The sequence below is a fragment of the Bradyrhizobium sp. 62B genome, assembly GCF_030272265.2.
In the GTDB taxonomy this organism is placed as follows: Bacteria; Pseudomonadota; Alphaproteobacteria; order Rhizobiales; family Xanthobacteraceae; genus Bradyrhizobium.
The window spans coordinates 5,369,704-5,386,844 of sequence record NZ_CP092841.2; the positions used below are offsets into that span (position 1 = coordinate 5,369,704).

A 17,141-nucleotide genomic window follows, 5' to 3' on the forward strand; every position below is an offset into this window, starting at 1 on the left:
GGCAGCAATGACCCCTTACTCTTTTGACCCCATGGCCGTTGCGGTGGACTGGCTAGACGCCTATCGCGCCGGCGATGTGGATGCGATCCTGGACCTTCATGCCGACGATGCCGTGGTGCATTGCGGCTGCAGCGGCGTCCAGACGGTTACCGGCCGCGCAGCCCTTCGTGCCTATTGGACCGATCATCTCCGAAAATATCCGGCGGGCACGCTGGACGACCTCAATCCGTCCGACGATAGAACCGTGATCTCCTACGCCACCAGTGCGGGTGTCATGAGCGCGGCCTTGGCGTTTGACCCCTCCGGCAGGATCAAGGTCGTGGACTGTCGTCCCTTGCCCTAGCGTGGAGCGCAATCGGACCGGCAATCTGTGCTGCGTCCACTAATTCTCGAAGACGACGCGCAAGGCGCTCACGATCACCGCCGCGATGAGGCAGGAGATCGCGAGCAGCGTCCAGATCGGCCTTGTGCTTCCACCGGCCAGGCGCGCGACGAGCAGTTTCATGCTCGTCAACATTCCTCGCCCGGAAGCCGGTTGAGGTAGGCTATGCCAAGGCTGGCGAGTTCTTCGGCATCGCTCTCGCACTCTTCCTTTCTCCTGAGCAAATGGCGTTCCAGCAGGCATCGTCGGTTGTCGAACAAATCGACATCGGGATGCCGTGCCCGGTACACCATCCAGGCGGTCTCGGTAGCGTTCTTCAAGACGGCGTCGTCCACGGTGCTTGCTCTCCAGGGCAACTGATCCATCGCTGCCAACTCAAGGCGTCCCGGAAGTTTCCAGTTTTTCCCGGTTGTCTTTAGTCGAACGGATCGACATCACCACAGGTCAGCGCTTCGCGCATCCCGGATGCAGCCGCGCTCCATGAGCGCGGCCTTGCTCGATGAAGCGCGGCGTTTCGCTAAGGTCGCGGTGCCGGCTGCGATGGCGCGGCAGGTTGCTGCGACGGCGCGGCGGTCGGCTTGGGCGGCTCCGTCGGCGCAACGGAATCTCCCCCGCCATGCGGCACACAGGTGCCGACATTGCTCAGCAATCTCTTCGCCTCGAGGTCGCGGGCCTTCTTGTAGTCGCTACGTCGGTCTATTCTCGCCGCGGCCAAACGGTCCCAGGCATCGAACGCATCGGAGTAATGCTGTCGCATCTGCGCTTCGGCCGACAGGCAATCGGCAAACTTGTCGAAGACGAGCTCGGTATTGACCGGCGCGACGCCGCCCACCAGGACCACAAGCATCCATTTCATGCTGTCCGCCTATATCGCGCCTGCGCTCCGGAACGATGACGCGTCGGCAAGGTCCGGCCGCGTCGCCGCCCGGTCTCGGGAAAAAGAGGCCCCAGCTCGCTGGAATGTGGGGGCATCGGAGCTGGGGCCATTCGGGGTCGCCCTTGGGGAAGGGCACCGGGAAAACTTGGCAATTGCAGGAAGGTTCCAGTCCGATTTTGGGCGCGAGAACTCACTGCTCCATCCAAGGCACACAGAGGGGCGAGAACACTTATCTCAAGCCACCAAGGTTTCGCCGCGTCGTGCGCGCTTTGCTGCCCGCCCTCTGTTGATGAATTGGACGCCGACAAACTCGCCGTTGACCCAGGAGAGTTCGCAGTGTCGGTAGGCGAGCCCGGTTGCTGACAGCACCAGGAAGAATTCTTTTTGACCGATGTCCGTAATCGAGCCGTCGATCACGAGCTTCGCGCTGGTTTCGGATACGTCGTGGATCTTGCAAGGACGCTGCCACGTGCCGTCGATGGCCATGAGGCGAGCCTCTATGGGGCGCTCGAAGGTAACGCGCTTCCCGTCCTGTTCTTGTGCTTCACTCATGAACGACCTGTAGACCGCAGGAGCAAACCAGAAGCTAAGCGCAGGACCTTGACGGTTGGTGAAAGGTCCAAGCTGATGCTGCAAATCAGAAGTTGCTGTGCAGCGCACACTGCACCTTCAAGCTGACGGAATGGGTTCGATCGTGGGTTGGTCCGCCAGACACACCTCACCTCGGCGCATTACTCTTGGGACGGAGGCACCTGGTTGAGCAGGTTCGATATGGCCGTAACAACCTGCGCTGGCGCAAATGGCTTGTTCAGGAGAATGCTGTTCGGCACGCCATGAGAGGGCCACTCGTTGGCTGCGGCGCCTGTCATGTAGACCACGGGCATCTCCGGATTGAGCTCTCGGGAGGTCTTTGCGACGTCCCAGCCCGTCAGCTTGCCCTTCAAATGGATGTCGGTCAGCAGCGCTCGGTATTTTGCAGGGTCCTCTTTGAGGAGCGTGATAGCTTCCTCACCTGAGGCGACAACCTCGGCCTCAAATCCACCTTCCTGAAGGGCACCGGCAACCAGGTCCTGGATCAGGAGATCGTCCTCGACAACCAGAGTAAGCAATGAAGCGTTCTGCACTTTCCCCACTCCGGCTGCATTACGGCAGCGAGTGCTAAGTTCACAAGTGGACAAAAGTTCCGCTGGAAGAAGATGCGGCGTGACCTGTCATTGGCGTGGAGGAGGATCAAACCGATCAATCTTACGGTCGCGATGCCACAGTTCCACCCTGTGACCATCAACAAGTTGCTGGGCACGATGACGCGCAGTCTTCTCGTCTTCGCAAACCAGGTCGATACGGCCAGTCACGTGGCCCTCTTCATCGATGATGTAAGCTCTGAATTCCAACATCCGCCGGAACGGCCCTGCCACTTTTTCCCGACGCATTGTAGGGCGGTTCAAAGTTGCGAGTCCAGTCTCCCGGTCTGACAGGCATTGCCGAGGGAACTAAACGCTGCTCATTCAGTCCGATGGCCTTGCGTTCTCCTAACGCTGCCACCCACCGCTTCACTCGCCCGGCGCGATCGCGTTGCTCGGCGTCGTTCGGTCGACGATCTGCTGGCCGAACAGGCTGCCGATCAGCTCGACGGCCGTGCGCGCCGTCCGGCCGCGTTCATCCAGGAAGGGATTGAGCTCGACGATGTCGACCGACCCGACCACGCCGGAATCGTGCAGCAGCTCCATGATCAGGTGGGCCTCGCGATAGGTCGCGCCACCCGGCACCGTGGTGCCGACGCCCGGCGCCACGCACGGATCGAGGAAGTCAACGTCGAAGCTGACATGCAGCACGCCGTTGCTCGCCTTGACCCGTTCGATGACGCGCCGGATCAACACGGCGACGCCGAACTCGTCGATCTGGCGCATGTCGACCACCCTGATCCGGCGCGCGCGCATCAACTCCTTTTCGAGCTTGTCGATCGAACGTGCGCCGAACAGATCGAGCCTGTCCGGCTGGATCGAGGCGCGCGGATCGTCGCCGAGCAGGCCGTCGAGGCCGGGTTCGCCGCACAGGAACGCGGCCGACATGCCGTGCATGTTCGCGGTGATCGTCGTCTCCGGCGTGTTGTAATCGGCATGGGCATCGAGCCAGAGCACGAACAGCTCCCGCCCACGCTCCTGCCAATGACGCGCCATGGCGTTGACCGATCCCATGGACAGCGTGTGATCGCCGCCGAGAAAGATCGGAAGCGCGCCCGTCTTCGCGATCTCATGGCCCTTGCGACTGAGGGCGCGTGTCCAGCGCTGGATCTCGCGGTAGTGATTGGCTCTTTCCGGAGGCCTGTCGGCGAAGTCCCGGATCTCGCCTGCAGAAACATCGCCGTAATCGACGACCTCGAAATCCAGGCTTTCGAGCAGTGTCGCAAGGCCTGCGGTCCGCAGCGCCGCGGGGCCCATCAAGGTGCCACGCTGCGATGCCCCCATGTCGATGGGGGCGCCCAGCAAAGCGATGCGCCCGGCTCGATCCGTCATGGTCCGGTCGGTCACGGCGGCCTCCTCAAGTCACAAGATCGAGCGAGCCTAACAGAGATTCGCACCCGTCGTTTCACGGGGGCGCTTCGCTTCGGGGAGGAACAAAAGCCCCCGCGCTGCATTGCTCATCCAAGGCCGGCACCCGCCGTTACATGACGGCGCCTGTCGCGGATAGCCAAAGGTCGCCAGACCCGCTGTTCAAAACAAGCGCTCGCGCGGATAGCCAAAGGTGCCGGCCTCCGCCATCAAGGTTTGGAGGTCGCGCAGGTGAGCACGCAGATACCGCAGTCCACGTCCCAACCCGGCATGGCCGAGCGCGCCATCGATACGGCGGCGGACGTCTCCCGCACGATCGGTGAAGTCGCGGGAGGCCTGCATGCGACCGTCGATCGCCTCACCTCTACGATCGAGGAATCGCGCAAGCCGGGCGGAGCGCTTGCGACGGTCGCAGCGGTCACGCGCGAGGCGCCGCTCGCCAGCCTGTTCGTCGCATTCTTGTTTGGCGTCGCGGTCGCGCGGCGACGATAGGAGCCAGTGACGTTGCTCAGGCAGCGCTCACAGCCTCAAGCTCAGCGGCTAGGAACTGCTTTTCGAACGCCTCGGCGGGCATCGGGCGTCCGAAGAAATAGCCCTGCCCTTCCTCACATCCCATGCTGACCAGGAAGTCGGCGGTTGCCCGGTCTTCGATGCCTTCAGCCACGACCGTGAGGCCGAGCTGCTTGCTGAGGCCGATGGTCGAGCCGACGATCGCGGCATCGTCGGAATTCGCCAGCAGGCCGAACACGAACGACCGGTCGATCTTGAGGCCGTCGAGCGGAAACTTCTTCAGATAGCTCAGGCTCGCATAGCCGGTGCCGAAATCGTCGAACAGGACGCGGACACCCAATTGCTGGATCCGCTTGAACATGTCGAGCACGCGACTTTCGTCATTAAGCAGAATGTCTTCGGTGACCTCGATCTCGAGCAATGACGGCGTCAGCCCCGTGGCCTCGAGCAAGGCCTGAACCGAATGAGCCAGATCGCCGGACTGAAGCTGCGAGGGCGAGAGGTTGATCGCGACGCGCACGCCGTTACCCGACAGCTCCCAGTCACGCGCCTGACGGCACGCGGTCACCATCACCCAGTTCGCGATCCGCTCTGAGAGTGCCGAGGTGTTGACCACCGGCATGAACTCTCCAGGAGAGACATAGCCGCGCACCGGATGCCGCCAACGGATGAGCGCTTCGGCGCCGACAAGGCTGCCGTCGATCAGGCGAACCTGGGGCTGGTAGAACAGCTCGAACTCACCGCGATCCGCGGCAAGCGCCAGCTCGCTCTCCAGCGTCAGCCGGTTCTCCAGCTCCTGCCTGATCGCAGCCTCGAACAGCACATGGCCGCCCCGCCGCGTCGCCTTGGCACGGCTGAGCGCGAGATGGCCGTTGCTCAGGAGATCGTCGGCCTTGTGTCCGCCTTCAGGATAGACGGCAACTCCGATGCTGATCCTGACGCGGTGCTGCCGCGTGCCCGTCGCAAGCGGCGTTTCGAACGCGTGTGCAATCCGCTCGGCGAACGCCGCGATCGGCTCACCAGCCTCCGCGCAATCGAGCGCGATGGCGAATTCGTCGCCGCCGAGCCGGGCAACGACCGCCTTGCCATCGACTTCGATCCGGAGACGCTCGGCGACGGCCCGCAACACGAGGTCACCGGCCGAATGCCCAAGCATGTCGTTGATTCGCTGGAAGCCGTCGAGCCCGATCACGAGCAAGGCAACCTCATGAGGCTCTCGCTCCGCATCCGCAATCATGCCGGCCAGTCCGGCATGCAGCGTGTTGCGGTTGGCAAGACCGGTCAGCGCGTCATATTCGGCGAGATATTTGACGCGTTCGGCCTCGCGCTTGCGGACCGAGATATCGCGCAGGATCGCGCCGTATTGAAAGCCGTCCGTTCCCTGCCAGCCCGAGAAGCTGGCCTCGACGGGGAAGGTTTCGCCGTTCTTGCGCCGGCCCTCGAACTCGACGACGACCGCTCCGCCCGGAACGAGCAGCGCCTGGCGCGCGGCGTCGTGCATGGAGGGTCCCGTGTTGCCGTCCGCCGGCACGGCGCACAGCGTTTCGAACGGGCGGCCGATCATCTCGGCCGGCGTGTAGCCAAAGATCGCGCTCGCGCCGGGATTCCAGACCGTGATCCGGTGATCCTCGTCGGTGCAGACGAGACCGTCGCCGAGCGACATCGCGATGCGGTGAAAGCGGCTCTCGGCGATGCGGCCCAGCAGACCGCGGAAATCGATTTCGTCCAGCGCAATTGCAGTCAGGTAGGCGACGATCGCGATGTTGAACAGCGATGTGTCGATGACGAGGGGCCATCTTGCCTGGACGAGAACTGCGGCCGATCCCATGGCTGCCCCGGAAGCGACGAGCGCTGCAACGCGAATTCCCGGCCCGAAGCGGCGCCACGAATACATCATCAGCAGGGAGATCAATCCCAGCGCGATTATCATCCCGATATCGGACGTCCAGCGCAGCATCCGGCCCTGCAGGATCGATTCCGCGGCCAGCGCCTGGAGCACCGGCCCCGAGACGATCTTGCCGTTGGGAACGCTGAAGCGGTCACCGAGCTCGAGCGCGGTGGCGCCGACGATGACCTTCTTGCCTTTCAGCCTATCGAGAGCCACGGGATCGCCGCGCAGCACGTCGACGTAAGAGATGGTTGGAATGGAGGCTGCACGGATGCTGAAATCGATCAGGAAGGGCGGCCGCCGGTTGGCATCCTGCCCGGCCAGCACGACGGCCATCGAGGGCATCAGGGTATCGCCGATCTTCTCGCCGACCGGATAGCGGCGCACCAGTCCGTCGGATTCGACTGCGACGTTCACCATCGCGGGCCAGGACTGGTTGCTGAACGGCTTCAGGGGGCGATTGACGTGGGCCGGGCCACCGTTCGGCGTCGGCTGCTTGAAGGACGGCAGAATGGTCGAGCCGCCGGCATCGCGAAGCGCCTTGACGAAAGCCTCGTCGGACGACGGGTCCGATGGCGAACTGAAGTCGACATCGAAGGCGATGTCGCTCGCGCCCGCAGCTTCGAGCCGGCGCAGCAGGTCTGCGTGAAGCCGGCGCGGCCAGGGCCACACGCCGATCTGATCGATGGAGGGGGCGTCGATAGCGACCACCACGACCTTGCCGCTCGCCTCACGTGATTGCCAGGCGAACCGTAGATCGGTCAGCGCGTTGCGAAGCGCACCATGCCATCCCGTGGACAGCACGATCGCAAGCGCGATCATGACGAGAATGTGCGGCCGATAGCGTTTCACCCGATCCACCCCACGCCCCGCTTCTGCAGGTGCGCCCCTCATCCCCTACTAAATGTCCTCAATGTCGGCCGTGGGCGACGCCATGGCCATTGCTGCCGTTGCCGCCGCCATTGCCGTTGCCATTGCCGTTGTTGCCCCTGCCGTTGCCGGTGGCGCCATTGTTGCCATTGCCGTTATTGCCGTTGCCATTCCCGTTGTTGCCATTGCCGGAATTGCCGTTGCCGCCGGCATTGCCGTTATTGGCCGCAGCTGCGGCGATCGCAGCGCCTGGGTTCGACGCGCTGTTGCTGACAGAAGCTGCCGGATTGCCGGTCGTCACCGTCGTTAGGGCGCCGCTGTAGGACGCGCTCGTGCTGGCCTTACTGTCGTTCCAGACTGTCTCGGTCCCGGCGTTGGCGTTCGCCCGGCGCAGCTGACCGGGAGCATCGACGCCATGGGCGAGCCCGCGCGTCACCTTGTGGACGTTCAGCTTGACCTCGCCGAGCGAGCTCGAAATCCGCACGACGCCGGCTTTGGTACCATGATGTCCCGCCGCCTGATGCGTCTGCTTCGAAGCAGCGGCTGCCTTGGTCCCCTTGTCGATCGGACCGAGCGCATGGATTGCATGGCCGTTCGCGGCATTGCGCGGCGCCGTCAGGCCTGATTTCGGCACGGGAATGCGCTCGATCGAAGGAGCGCGCGGCTTGCCGTGCTCGATCGGGTTGAACGTTCCTGCACCGCTCAGGCTGATCCCGGCCTTACCATGCTCGAAAACCGTGGCCGCCTGATCTGGCATGACCTGGGCGATCTGCCCCGTCCTGAAGTCGGCGACCTCGACCTGGCCGCGGAGCACGCCGACCTTGGTGCTGCCGGCACCCACGGTGACGCTGAACTTCGTTCCCTTGACCACGGCGGCGAGATAGGGCGTCTCGACCTCGAAGTGCTTGACGTTGCGCTTCTCGACTTCGAGCAGGATCTGCCCCGCCTGCTGGATGATGGTGGTCGAGAGCCCCTCCTTCTTCTCGGCCGGCAAGCCGACCACCGAGTTGGGAGAGATCAGGATCGTTTCCTCGCCGCGGACGAGCAGCACCCGGCCATTGCGGCCGGTGCGGATGGTATTGCCAGGCTTGAGCGTCTCGTCCTGGTTCAGCGAGACCTGTTGCGCGCCGTCGGCAGCGACCCATACCTCACCACTGGCCTTGCTGATCGACCAGACGCCATCCTCCGCAGCGAACGCGCCGGAAGCCGTTCCAAGCGCCAGCGCCGCCACGAAGGCACACCGCATTCCAACTCTGCCGAGCATGACGATCCTCAGTCCGCGTTACAGCCAAGCCTGAGGGGTATCCGAAATCACTCAAGATAGAATTAGCGGGAAGCGACCAGCGAAGCGGCCGGATTAACCAATCATTGACCATAAAAAACTATGAAAAATCATGCGCCTAATGATCCCTTACCGTCGCAAGGCAATATCTCCGTCGAACTACGGGGAAAGCTTCGCTGGGTGCATTGGGAAGCGGCATCTGGCTACCGCGCTGACCCTGTTGATGCCAATCCTCGCCGGAATTTCGCCGGCGTTCGCACAACAGGCGAACCAGCCGGGCTTCGATCCGCGCCAGCCCGAGAAATACTTTGAAAACCAAACCGAACGGGAAACGCTGAACCGCCCGCCGGTCAGCCTGCCGACGGTTGGCCAGCCCAACACCGGCGGCGATACCAGGCCGCAATTCGTCCTGCACGGCGTGCACGTCGGCGGTGCCCACGCCGTCTCCCACGATCGCATTGCCGCAGTCTATCAACCCTATCTCGGCAAGAATGTCTCGCAGGCGGATCTCGCCGGGATCGCCGGCGCGATCAGCGATCTCTACCGCGCCGACGGCTTCCATCTGAGCCGGGCGATCGTGCCGCCGCAGGACATTGCCGACGGCCGGGTCCGGATCCAGGTGATCGAAGGTGCCATCGTGCAGGTCGAGCTGAAAGGAGACGGCGCCGAGCAGTTCGGCGTCAGGCCGATGCTCGGGCCGGTTCTCGCCGAGCAGCCGTCGCGCCTCCCGACACTCGAGCGCCAGCTCTTCCTCATCAATGGCAGGCCGGGCGTTCGGATCACCGACAGCGCGCTGGAAGAGATCGGCAGCGGGTCCGGCCGCTTCCGTCTCACCGTCTATTTGAAGACCTGGCACGTCTTCTCCTCGTTCGGCCTGGACAATCTCGGATCGTCCTCTGTGGGCCCGTGGCAGACCTACGCCACCGGCGCGTTCAACTCCTACCTCACGCCCGGAGACACGCTGGCCGTCAACCTGTCGACGATTGCCAACGATCCTCGCGAACTCGGCTTTGCGCGGCTGTCCTATGACGCGCCTGTCGGCGTCGACGGCATACGCCTCGGCGCTTCCGCTCTGTACAGCGCGGTCCGACCGGGCGATGCCCGTCGCCTCGACAGCGACATCACGACGACCGAGGCCTTCGAGCTGCGGGCCAGCATCGTTCCGCTGCAATCACAATCCTCTACGCTCACGCTGACTGCGGCGACGACCTTCAGCAATGTGTCCGAGCACGACCTTTATGGCTCCTGGTACAACGACCACATCAGGACCGCGAGCCTGACTGCCGACTACAGGCTGCAGGATCACTTCGGCGGCGCCAATTTCGCGACGCTGACCTACCGTCAGGGCCTCGACGTCTTCGGTGCCTCGCATTTCGGCGACGATCTGTTGTCGCGCGACGGCGCCTCCTCGAACTTCTCGGTGCTGAATCTCTGGTTCACGCGCTACCAGACACTCAACGACGCCTGGTCGCTCAAGCTGGCGGCGGCTAGCCAGACAGCGTCGCGGCCGCTGTTCACCTCGCAGCAATTCTATCTCGGCGGCGCGGCCTTCGGCCGGGGTTATGGCGCAGCCGAAATCAGCGGCGACAACGGCCTTGCCGGCTCGCTCGAACTGCGCTTCGACCAGAAGCTCAATTTCCGCTACTGGACCGGTTATCAGCTCTATGCCTTTGGCGACGCCGGGGCCGTCTGGAACGACGGCTACCGTTTGAGCGACGGCCTGTCGCTGACATCGGCCGGAGCCGGTGTACGCTTCTTCCTGCCAGACGATCTCCAGGCCGATCTCGGCGTGGCCGTGCCGTTGAGCTATCGGGCGCCGGACAACGAGCGCCGCAGCGCCCGGTTCCTGTTCACACTGTCGAGCGCATTCCGGCTCTGCCCCGAACGCGGCAGGTCGGGCTGTCTCTAGCCGGCCGGTCGTTTGCGCACGTCGCCCCGGCATACGGCTAGTGCAGCCTTGCTCACAGAGTTGCCTAAATTTAATCCCGTAACCTGATCACGGTCGCTCGATCCGGGAGTTCCCAATGACCATGTTCAGCGGAACGTGATTTGAGACCAAGCCATGAAGAAGGTGTTTGCAATCCTGGCATTTCTCTGCGTCCTCGGCGTCGGCGAATATCTCCTCGTCAGCCGGTTCGCGATCCGCCATGAGACTTTGGCGCTGTTCGACGCCTCGCGGCAGCGGCCGATCTCGGTCGACCTGGCGGTACGGCGGGATTACGAGACCAAGGCCAATCTCGGCCTCTGGAAACTCCCGCTCGCCGTCATCAGTAACGGCAATACCGTCAAGGCCACCGAATATTCCTTCCTCGCCAATGTGCTTGCCGCGCGCGGCTATCTGGTCGCCAGCATCCAGCAGGACCTGCCGAGCGACCCGCCGCTGACGACCCATGTCGGCCAGCAATATGTCGGCCGGCGCGACGTCTATATCCGCTGCGAGGCCAACATTCTCTTCGTGCTGGATAAGCTGAAGAGGCAGCAGGAGAACGTCGATTACGACCACATCACCCTCGTCGGCCACTCCAACGGCGGGGATGTCTCCATGTATGTCGCCCATCAGCACCCGGAGCTGGTGTCGAAAGTGATCACGCTCGACAATCTCAGGGTGCCTTTCGTGGTCAGTGACGGCATGAAGATCCTGTCGTTCCGGTCGAAGGACCCGCATTTCGTGACCGATCCAGGCGTGCTGCCGACGCCGGAGGAGGCCAAGGCGCGCGGCATCGACATCGTCCACACCGGCGCGCAGCACACGGAAATGAGCGATCGCGGCCCGAACTCGGTCAAGGAGAAGATCCAGGAGACGCTCGATCGCTTCCTGCGCGACAGCGCCAGCAGCGCGCTCGCGCCGGCTGATACGAAAAGCCCGATGATCATGAATCCGGGCGACTATTAGCCGGGAACGCTTTGCGGCAGATCAAGGCGGCTCCGAGGCGACGGGATAGAAGAACCCTATGGCCTCGGAGAGACACGTGTCGCATTCTATCGAAAGTCTTGAGACGAAAGGCCTCGATGCAAGAAGCCTAGGCCTGCCCGCGGCGAGAATGCCGGCATTCGTACGGCATCTCTATCGCTCGGTCCGCAAGCTGCTCCGGTCGATCATCGCCCGCATTGATCTCTCACAATTTCCGGGATCGTGCTGCGGATAGGCACGGCGGACGCCAACGAATGCATGAAGGTTACCCTATGCACCAGCATTTGAGACGAATCTTCCTGCTGCTTGCCGTAACCTTCAGCGTCGGCATATCGTCTGCGCTCGCAGCCGATGCCAATCACGGTGCCGACCTCGCCAAGCGCTGGTGCGCAAGCTGCCATGTCGTCGCGAACGGCCAAACCCAGGCGAGCGCCGACGTCCCCTCCTTTGTCTCTGTCGCGCGCAAGGCAGACTTCAGCCCGGAGAGGCTTGCCTTCTTCCTGCTCGATCCGCACCCGAAGATGCCGAATTTCCCCCTGAGCCGCACCGAAGCGGGCGACATCGCGGCCTACATCGCATCGCTGCGCTAGCACGACATCGGCCGCACATAAAAATCCCTGCCGGAGGACCGACAGGGACCAATAGAAGGAACGCCGGACGGCGAACAAGGCCATCCGGTAGCCCGCATGGACCTGCCCCAGCATCGCAAATGCGGATCGCGGCCACGCAAATTCGATTTGCGGGTACGCCGTGGACAGGCGCGAGAATCAGGACTTGCCCTTGCCCGGTTGCATGAGACTGCCGGTCATCTGGCGCATGTGATCTCCAGCACTGGTGAACTGGCTGCGCAGGAAATCGGACTGTATTCGCATCGCCTCCTGAAGGTCGGTGGCATGAACCAGCTTGCGCGCATGCTCAAAAGCCGACTTCATGTTCTGCTCGGTGAAAACCAGGGCCTGCTTCGACACCTCCGTCCCCGCGCCTGGAACGGACGACATCGACTTGGTGGCCGCTTCGAAAAACATGCCGAATGCTTTTTCCGCCTGGTCAATCGTCTTCTCGGCCAGGTCGCGCAGTTCGGCCGGAACTTCGAGCTTCGGTTCGATCATGGTCGCACTCCTCCCGCTTTCCCTACTGAATACCACACTTGCTGGACCGCCTTCCAGCGGTCAGCCGCGGGGGAAAACCTCGCCGGCGGTCCGGCTACGGCGGGAGGCGAAGAGACAGCATCAGGCCGGCGCGCGGCCGGGCTCAGGACAAGGGGTGTTCGGGAAGGGCTTCTTCGGTGGCGAGGTCTTCGACCAGCTTGATGACCTCGAAACGCTGTCGCGGGGCGAGCTTCAGGAACGCGCGGAGCAGGCGCAGACTTTCGACCGTGCCGCTTGTGGGCGCGCCGAGCTTGAGCTGCAATTCAGCCGCGAAACCGAGGTTCTTCATCTCGCACCTATGACAAGCATCGGCTTTTGCAATCCGCCCAAGAACCGAACGCCGCAACAAGACGCCACAACAGGACCTATGGCGACGAACTCTCGGCCGGGTGGCCCCGGCCGGCTGGCACGCTGAACGACATGTCCAACAACCGGCTCAACCATCTGGTTGCAACTATGCCAAGGAACAACCCGTCCGGCAAGTCCAACAATGGGTGTAGTGATGCTTCGTCTGCATCGCACCACGGCAATTCCGGATAACAGGAATATCGACCGCCGTCACCCACCTGCGTCAAGAAGCTGCATTAATCACGCATACTGCCCGGACCGCTGTCAATTGGCACAACGTTTCTGCTTGTTTCCGACATGAAGGGACATTGGCTGCGCATGACTTCTTCTGGAGCATACACGCATTTGTTGAGTCCGGCCCCGGCGGTTGTAGCAGCGACGAAATCAAGATCGATCTCGCAAGCTGATCTCCAGCGTCCCGATCTGTGCGCGGTCGTCGCTCGTCGGCCCGGATATGTGTCCGCCCATGAACCATTGTCCATGAGCGAGCGACCAAGCCGTTGCGACACGGCCACGCAGACACCGGGCGCCATGGCTGAAGACTCTTCGATTCGGGCGCGCGTCAGCACCAAAGGACGACGGCATGCTTTCTCGCTGCGATCTCATCAAGGGCGCCGCGGTTGCGCTTTTCACCCTCTCCATACAAGGCGCATGGGCCCAGGAGACCAAGATGAACCTGTTCAAGATCATCACCATCAAGGACGAAATCGTCGTCGGATTATCGGCGGAGGAACTTAAGGGGCTCGGCGGCAATGATGCGAGCGCGGTTGCGCACGCGCTGGCGCAGAAGGGCGATCTCACGGTCTGGCAATACAACGTGCATCGCGGCCCGAACGGCGAATTGCAGCAGGCGCCGACCGCCAAGATCGGGCTTCTGGCCAACGCCTCGCTGCGCGTCGAACCGTACACGACGCCTTACCAGATCGTGCCGCATCCATAAGCAGCCGACTGGCACGCCGGCAGCCGAGGCCGCCGGCGTGACGTCTTCAACTGCGCCGCTGCGCGCGTTGTGCCCCCGTTTCCGTCGCAAAGCTGTAGATCAGCGCCAGCCGGTCCAGACATTCGCGAAAACGCCGCGAAAAATAATCGTTCCAGCGCTGGGTTCGGACGGCGCGACGCGCGCCGATCTGGTCCATGGTCAGGCCCAGCACCAGCACGTCATGCACCAGCGCGGCGCCGTCCGTGCCGAGTTCGCGCTCGATCCGGTTCAACCGCAGCACCGCCTGGCGCTGGCTGTCGGTGACAGGCTCGCGCGTACGCGCGCCATCGACATATTCCCTCGTCGGATCCACCGCCTGAGGCCCCCGCTCCGCCCGCTCCCAATCGTTCTGGAAGGCTCGCCCACCGCGGTATTGCGCCTCGTCGATCTGATGATGAGCGTGCAGCCGCCCCAAGGGATCGCCACGGATCGACCGGATGGCCAGGATCTTCTCGCCGGAATCGAGCGCCAGCGGATTGTCGACCTCGACCTCCGCCACTTCGGCGTTGAACGGCACATCGCGGGATCGCCGGTCGTAGATCTGAGCCAATTTGTAGGACTTGTTGCGTTGGGCACGAGCCACTCGGATACTCCTTTGCGAAATTGACGACTGAACTGGGTGGCACGAAGGTCAGGCCGCAGAGACCAGCCTCAGCACGACGGGACCGGGGGCACGGGCGGACGCAACACCAAAGCGGCGCGTCAGGCGCGCATGCGGCGCGCAATAGCTGGAGCCCGGCCGGCAGGGATGACCGCAAAAGGCGATCTCCTCCCCGTCCTTGTCGCCGCCATAGGGATAGCGGCAGTCGACCGGCTCGAGTTCGACCAGCTGGATCAGGCGCGGCTGAACGCCGACGCAGCGCAACTTGATAGGCGCCGCCGGCTTCATTGCGGACTTCGGCGGCAAATTCAGGTTCGGCAACACCGCGCGGCGCGGCGAAACCGGAGTCTCACCCGGCAAATACGGCGCGACCGAAGGACTAGAAATCCATTCCGGTACGACGAGCCCCAGCCGCTTGGCGCGGCCGATCACCGCATTGCGTGTGTAAGCCGTTCCAAACCTTGCGTTAATCTGTCTGCCGATTTCCGCATAAGACATGCCCATGCGAAAATAGTCGCGAAGCGCGTCGGAATGCTCCGACGGCCAATGCCCCGGTTCCATATTGCTGTCCTGTGATCAGCCTCCTCTCATCGAACGACCAGGAGGCGAAACACATATTCCGGTATTCCGAAGATCAAGTCAAGCAATAATTCTGATATTCATAATTGCATCAATTCCGAATTTCGGATTACAAGAGGCAGGACGGTGCGCAATCGAGGGAATCATCATGTTGGACGTTGCAATGATCGAGCGGGGCCTGGAGAAGACGGGCAAGAGCAAGGGCGGCCTGGCGGCGGCCATGGGCGTGCGGCCCGGCGCGGTCTCGGAGATCCTCGGCGGCGAACGTCTGGTGAAGGCTTCGGAGATCATTCCGATCATGGAATATCTCGAACTCAATCTCGCGCCGATCATGGGCCGGGTCGGTGCCGGCGCCGTGATCGAGCCGGATTACGAGCAGGTTCCGCCGGAGGGGCTTGGCGACATCGCGCTGCCCTTCCCGATCATGGAAGAGACCGTCGCATTCGAGATCGTCGGCGATTCGATGCTGCCCAAATACGAGAGCGGTGACGTGATCGTGGTCTACAAGGACCAGCGTCATCCGCTGTCGAGCTTCTACGGCGAGGAGGCCGTGGTCCGCCTCAAGACCGGCGAGCGTTATTTGAAGACCATCGAGCGGGGGAAAAGTCCGTCAGTCGTCAATCTCACCAGCTTCAACGCCAAGCCGATCGTCGGCGTCAAGCTGGAGTGGGTAGGGGAAATCTGCCTGTCGATGCCCAAAGGGCAGCTCGAGCGGCTCCGCGCCAAGTCGGCACGCCCCCGCAGGAAGAGCAAGTGACGTCGATTTCCGTTATTCGGAAATTTCTGTTGACTTGATTCCGATTTTCGGAAATACTCTGCCGCGATCCCGGTGCTGGGACGCGGCAGGGTCGTTTTCATGCAGTATTTCGTCGTGATGATCGACTACGGACGACGCGGCCGCGAGGCCGTCGTCGATCCCGAGATCACCAGACGGGAGGTCGTCTCCCGCGTCGCCTCGGGTGAATACCAGAACGTCTCGTTCATCCACGAGATCGCGGAAAATATCGTCGAAGACGTCACCGAGGCCATCCTGAGCGAGGCCGCCCTGCCCCAGATCCCGCCCGAAGATATCGACCTGCAGGCAACCCGCCTCGATCACATACGGGACCTGCGCAAGCACGAACGGACGTGACGCAGGGCGCAATCGCCTGCGCCACGATCCGGCCGGACATTACACCGTCAGCACGGTCGATCCCGTGGTCTTGCGCGCGGCGAGATCGGCATGCGCCTTGGCGGCGTCCTTCAGCGGATAGGTCTGGTGCACCTCGATCTTGACCGCACCGGACTTGACGACGTCGAACAGCTCGCCTGCCATCGCAACGAGGTTTTCACGCTTGGCGGCGTAGGTGAACAGCGTCGGGCGGGTGACGTAGAGCGAGCCCTTCTGAGCCAGCAGGCCGAGATTGAGCGGCTCGACCGCGCCGGAGGACTGACCGAACAGCGCGGCGACGCCGAGCGGCGCGAGGCAATCCAGCGATTTCAGGAACGTGTCCTTGCCGACGGAATCATAGACCACCGGGACCTTTTTGCCGCCCGTGATCTCGTCGACCCGCTTCACGAAATCCTCGCGGGTATAGATGATGACGTGATCGCAGCCATGCGCCTTGGCAAGCTTGGCCTTCTCGTCGTTGCTGACGGTGCCGATCACGGTCGCGCCGAGGTGCTTGGCCCACTGGCTCAGGATCAGGCCGACGCCGCCGGCTGCCGCATGCAGCAGGATGGTGTCACCGGCCTTCACCCGATAGGTCTGCCGGATCAGATATTGCGTGGTGAGCCCTTTGAGCATCATCGCCGCAGCGGTCTTGTCGTCGACGCCGTCAGGCAGCTTCAGCAAACGGTCCGCAGGGATCAGCCGCGCCTCGGAATAGGCCCCGAGCGGCGAGGCGCCGTAGGCGACGCGATCGCCGGGCTTCAGATCGGTGACACCGGGCCCGACCTCCTCGACGATTCCGGCCGCTTCGCTGCCGAGCCCGCTCGGCAGTTGCGCCGGGTACAGGCCCGATCGGTTGTAGATGTCGACGAAGTTGAGGCCGACCGCGGTGTGGCGGATGCGCGCCTCGCCCGGCCCCGGCTTGCCGACGCTGACCTCCTCCCAGACCAGGACTTCCGGACCGCCGGTCTTGTGAAAACGAATGGCATGCGTCATGGGCGTTGCTCCCTTATCGTTGGGTGAGGATCCGAAAAAGCCGGATTGGCCGCAGAAATAGGCATTCGGTC

21 protein-coding genes are annotated in these 17,141 nt (G+C 63.0%); 8 read left to right on the plus strand and 13 right to left on the minus strand.

Annotated features, from left to right (window positions below):
- Window positions 1-7: 7 nt before the first annotated feature.
- Window positions 8-343: a nuclear transport factor 2 family protein gene (locus ML401_RS25735; RefSeq protein ID WP_285807395.1), complete on the plus strand. Its 336-nt coding sequence runs from the start codon at window positions 8-10 to the stop codon at window positions 341-343.
- A gap of 39 nt (window positions 344-382) precedes the next feature.
- Here the strand turns inward: ML401_RS25735 and ML401_RS25740 are convergent, their stop codons facing one another.
- The 6 genes from ML401_RS25740 to rocF form a co-directional block, all read right to left on the minus strand.
- Entirely contained in the window at window positions 383-505 is a 123-nt protein-coding gene (locus tag ML401_RS25740; protein ID WP_259217439.1) for a hypothetical protein, read from the minus strand.
- Between the two features lie 5 nt (window positions 506-510).
- On the minus strand, window positions 511-717 hold the full coding sequence (locus tag ML401_RS25745) for a hypothetical protein (protein WP_285807396.1): 207 nt from the start codon (window positions 715-717) through the stop codon (window positions 511-513).
- A gap of 182 nt (window positions 718-899) precedes the next feature.
- A complete protein-coding gene (locus tag ML401_RS25750) occupies window positions 900-1,238 on the minus strand; it encodes a hypothetical protein (RefSeq protein WP_285807397.1) in 339 nt (112 codons plus the stop codon).
- Window positions 1,239-1,493: 255 nt separating this feature from the next.
- Window positions 1,494-1,811, minus strand: a complete 318-nt coding sequence (locus ML401_RS25755) for a PilZ domain-containing protein (RefSeq protein ID WP_194403505.1) — start codon at window positions 1,809-1,811, stop codon at window positions 1,494-1,496.
- Window positions 1,812-1,990: 179 nt separating this feature from the next.
- Entirely contained in the window at window positions 1,991-2,383 is a 393-nt protein-coding gene (locus ML401_RS25760) for a response regulator (RefSeq protein WP_285807398.1), read from the minus strand.
- A gap of 426 nt (window positions 2,384-2,809) precedes the next feature.
- Window positions 2,810-3,787, minus strand: a complete 978-nt coding sequence (gene rocF, locus ML401_RS25765; protein ID WP_285807399.1) for an arginase — start codon at window positions 3,785-3,787, stop codon at window positions 2,810-2,812.
- A gap of 252 nt (window positions 3,788-4,039) precedes the next feature.
- Between rocF and ML401_RS25770 the strand changes: the two genes are divergently transcribed.
- Entirely contained in the window at window positions 4,040-4,300 is a 261-nt protein-coding gene (locus ML401_RS25770; RefSeq protein WP_285807400.1) for a hypothetical protein, read from the plus strand.
- 16 nt (window positions 4,301-4,316) lie between these two features.
- Here the strand turns inward: ML401_RS25770 and ML401_RS25775 are convergent, their stop codons facing one another.
- Window positions 4,317-7,058 (minus strand): EAL domain-containing protein, encoded by a 2,742-nt coding sequence (locus ML401_RS25775; protein ID WP_285807401.1) that lies wholly within the window; start codon window positions 7,056-7,058, stop codon window positions 4,317-4,319.
- Window positions 7,059-7,116: 58 nt separating this feature from the next.
- A complete protein-coding gene (locus tag ML401_RS25780; protein ID WP_285807402.1) occupies window positions 7,117-8,340 on the minus strand; it encodes a FecR family protein in 1,224 nt (407 codons plus the stop codon).
- Between the two features lie 130 nt (window positions 8,341-8,470).
- Between ML401_RS25780 and ML401_RS25785 the strand changes: the two genes are divergently transcribed.
- From ML401_RS25785 to ML401_RS25795, 3 genes are all read left to right on the plus strand, one after another.
- Window positions 8,471-10,267 carry a ShlB/FhaC/HecB family hemolysin secretion/activation protein gene (locus ML401_RS25785; RefSeq protein WP_285807403.1) on the plus strand — a complete coding sequence of 599 codons (1,797 nt, stop codon included), beginning with the start codon at window positions 8,471-8,473 and terminating at the stop codon, window positions 10,265-10,267.
- A gap of 153 nt (window positions 10,268-10,420) precedes the next feature.
- Window positions 10,421-11,251: an alpha/beta fold hydrolase gene (locus ML401_RS25790; RefSeq protein ID WP_194403521.1), complete on the plus strand. Its 831-nt coding sequence runs from the start codon at window positions 10,421-10,423 to the stop codon at window positions 11,249-11,251.
- Window positions 11,252-11,541: 290 nt separating this feature from the next.
- Window positions 11,542-11,859 (plus strand): cytochrome c, encoded by a 318-nt coding sequence (locus ML401_RS25795; RefSeq protein WP_285807404.1) that lies wholly within the window; start codon window positions 11,542-11,544, stop codon window positions 11,857-11,859.
- A gap of 177 nt (window positions 11,860-12,036) precedes the next feature.
- Here ML401_RS25795 and ML401_RS25800 read toward each other — a convergent pair whose 3' ends face one another.
- Both ML401_RS25800 and ML401_RS25805 read right to left on the minus strand, forming a co-directional pair.
- Window positions 12,037-12,378, minus strand: a complete 342-nt coding sequence (locus tag ML401_RS25800; RefSeq protein ID WP_094972645.1) for a phasin — start codon at window positions 12,376-12,378, stop codon at window positions 12,037-12,039.
- A gap of 142 nt (window positions 12,379-12,520) precedes the next feature.
- Window positions 12,521-12,706, minus strand: a complete 186-nt coding sequence (locus ML401_RS25805) for a hypothetical protein (protein WP_194403523.1) — start codon at window positions 12,704-12,706, stop codon at window positions 12,521-12,523.
- Between the two features lie 642 nt (window positions 12,707-13,348).
- On the opposite strand from ML401_RS25805, the gene ML401_RS25810 reads away from it, so the two are divergent.
- The gene (locus tag ML401_RS25810) at window positions 13,349-13,705 is read left to right on the plus strand and encodes a hypothetical protein (RefSeq protein WP_259217428.1); all 357 of its coding nucleotides are present in this window, start codon (window positions 13,349-13,351) and stop codon (window positions 13,703-13,705) included.
- 46 nt (window positions 13,706-13,751) lie between these two features.
- On the opposite strand, the gene ML401_RS25815 is transcribed toward ML401_RS25810, so the two are convergent.
- Window positions 13,752-14,327, minus strand: coding sequence for a hypothetical protein (locus ML401_RS25815; RefSeq protein WP_285807405.1), 576 nt, complete (start codon window positions 14,325-14,327; stop codon window positions 13,752-13,754).
- A gap of 48 nt (window positions 14,328-14,375) precedes the next feature.
- A complete protein-coding gene (locus tag ML401_RS25820) occupies window positions 14,376-14,906 on the minus strand; it encodes a GcrA family cell cycle regulator (protein WP_285807406.1) in 531 nt (176 codons plus the stop codon).
- A gap of 166 nt (window positions 14,907-15,072) precedes the next feature.
- Here ML401_RS25820 and ML401_RS25825 point away from each other — a divergent pair, with 166 nt between their 5' ends.
- Both ML401_RS25825 and ML401_RS25830 read left to right on the plus strand, forming a co-directional pair.
- Window positions 15,073-15,681 (plus strand): S24 family peptidase, encoded by a 609-nt coding sequence (locus tag ML401_RS25825; RefSeq protein ID WP_285807407.1) that lies wholly within the window; start codon window positions 15,073-15,075, stop codon window positions 15,679-15,681.
- Window positions 15,682-15,780: 99 nt separating this feature from the next.
- Window positions 15,781-16,056, plus strand: coding sequence for a hypothetical protein (locus ML401_RS25830; RefSeq protein ID WP_285807408.1), 276 nt, complete (start codon window positions 15,781-15,783; stop codon window positions 16,054-16,056).
- A 39-nt stretch (window positions 16,057-16,095) separates the two neighbouring features.
- Here ML401_RS25830 and ML401_RS25835 read toward each other — a convergent pair whose 3' ends face one another.
- Window positions 16,096-17,070 carry a quinone oxidoreductase gene (locus ML401_RS25835; protein WP_126255621.1) on the minus strand — a complete coding sequence of 325 codons (975 nt, stop codon included), beginning with the start codon at window positions 17,068-17,070 and terminating at the stop codon, window positions 16,096-16,098.
- Between the last annotated feature and the right edge of the window lie 71 nt (window positions 17,071-17,141).

Coding starts and splice junctions, on each gene's coding strand:
- ML401_RS25735 (WP_285807395.1), top strand. CDS start 8: ATGACCCCTTACTCTTTTGACCCCATGGCCGTTGCGGTGGACTGGCTA.
- ML401_RS25740 (WP_259217439.1), bottom strand. CDS start 505: ATGAAACTGCTCGTCGCGCGCCTGGCCGGTGGAAGCACAAGGCCGATC.
- ML401_RS25750 (WP_285807397.1), bottom strand. CDS start 1,238: ATGAAATGGATGCTTGTGGTCCTGGTGGGCGGCGTCGCGCCGGTCAAT.
- ML401_RS25755 (WP_194403505.1), bottom strand. CDS start 1,811: ATGAGTGAAGCACAAGAACAGGACGGGAAGCGCGTTACCTTCGAGCGC.
- ML401_RS25780 (WP_285807402.1), bottom strand. CDS start 8,340: ATGCTCGGCAGAGTTGGAATGCGGTGTGCCTTCGTGGCGGCGCTGGCG.
- ML401_RS25785 (WP_285807403.1), top strand. CDS start 8,471: ATGCGCCTAATGATCCCTTACCGTCGCAAGGCAATATCTCCGTCGAAC.
- ML401_RS25790 (WP_194403521.1), top strand. CDS start 10,421: ATGAAGAAGGTGTTTGCAATCCTGGCATTTCTCTGCGTCCTCGGCGTC.
- ML401_RS25795 (WP_285807404.1), top strand. CDS start 11,542: ATGCACCAGCATTTGAGACGAATCTTCCTGCTGCTTGCCGTAACCTTC.
- ML401_RS25800 (WP_094972645.1), bottom strand. CDS start 12,378: ATGATCGAACCGAAGCTCGAAGTTCCGGCCGAACTGCGCGACCTGGCC.
- ML401_RS25805 (WP_194403523.1), bottom strand. CDS start 12,706: ATGAAGAACCTCGGTTTCGCGGCTGAATTGCAGCTCAAGCTCGGCGCG.
- ML401_RS25810 (WP_259217428.1), top strand. CDS start 13,349: ATGCTTTCTCGCTGCGATCTCATCAAGGGCGCCGCGGTTGCGCTTTTC.
- ML401_RS25820 (WP_285807406.1), bottom strand. CDS start 14,906: ATGGAACCGGGGCATTGGCCGTCGGAGCATTCCGACGCGCTTCGCGAC.
- ML401_RS25825 (WP_285807407.1), top strand. CDS start 15,073: ATGTTGGACGTTGCAATGATCGAGCGGGGCCTGGAGAAGACGGGCAAG.
- ML401_RS25830 (WP_285807408.1), top strand. CDS start 15,781: ATGCAGTATTTCGTCGTGATGATCGACTACGGACGACGCGGCCGCGAG.
- ML401_RS25835 (WP_126255621.1), bottom strand. CDS start 17,070: ATGACGCATGCCATTCGTTTTCACAAGACCGGCGGTCCGGAAGTCCTG.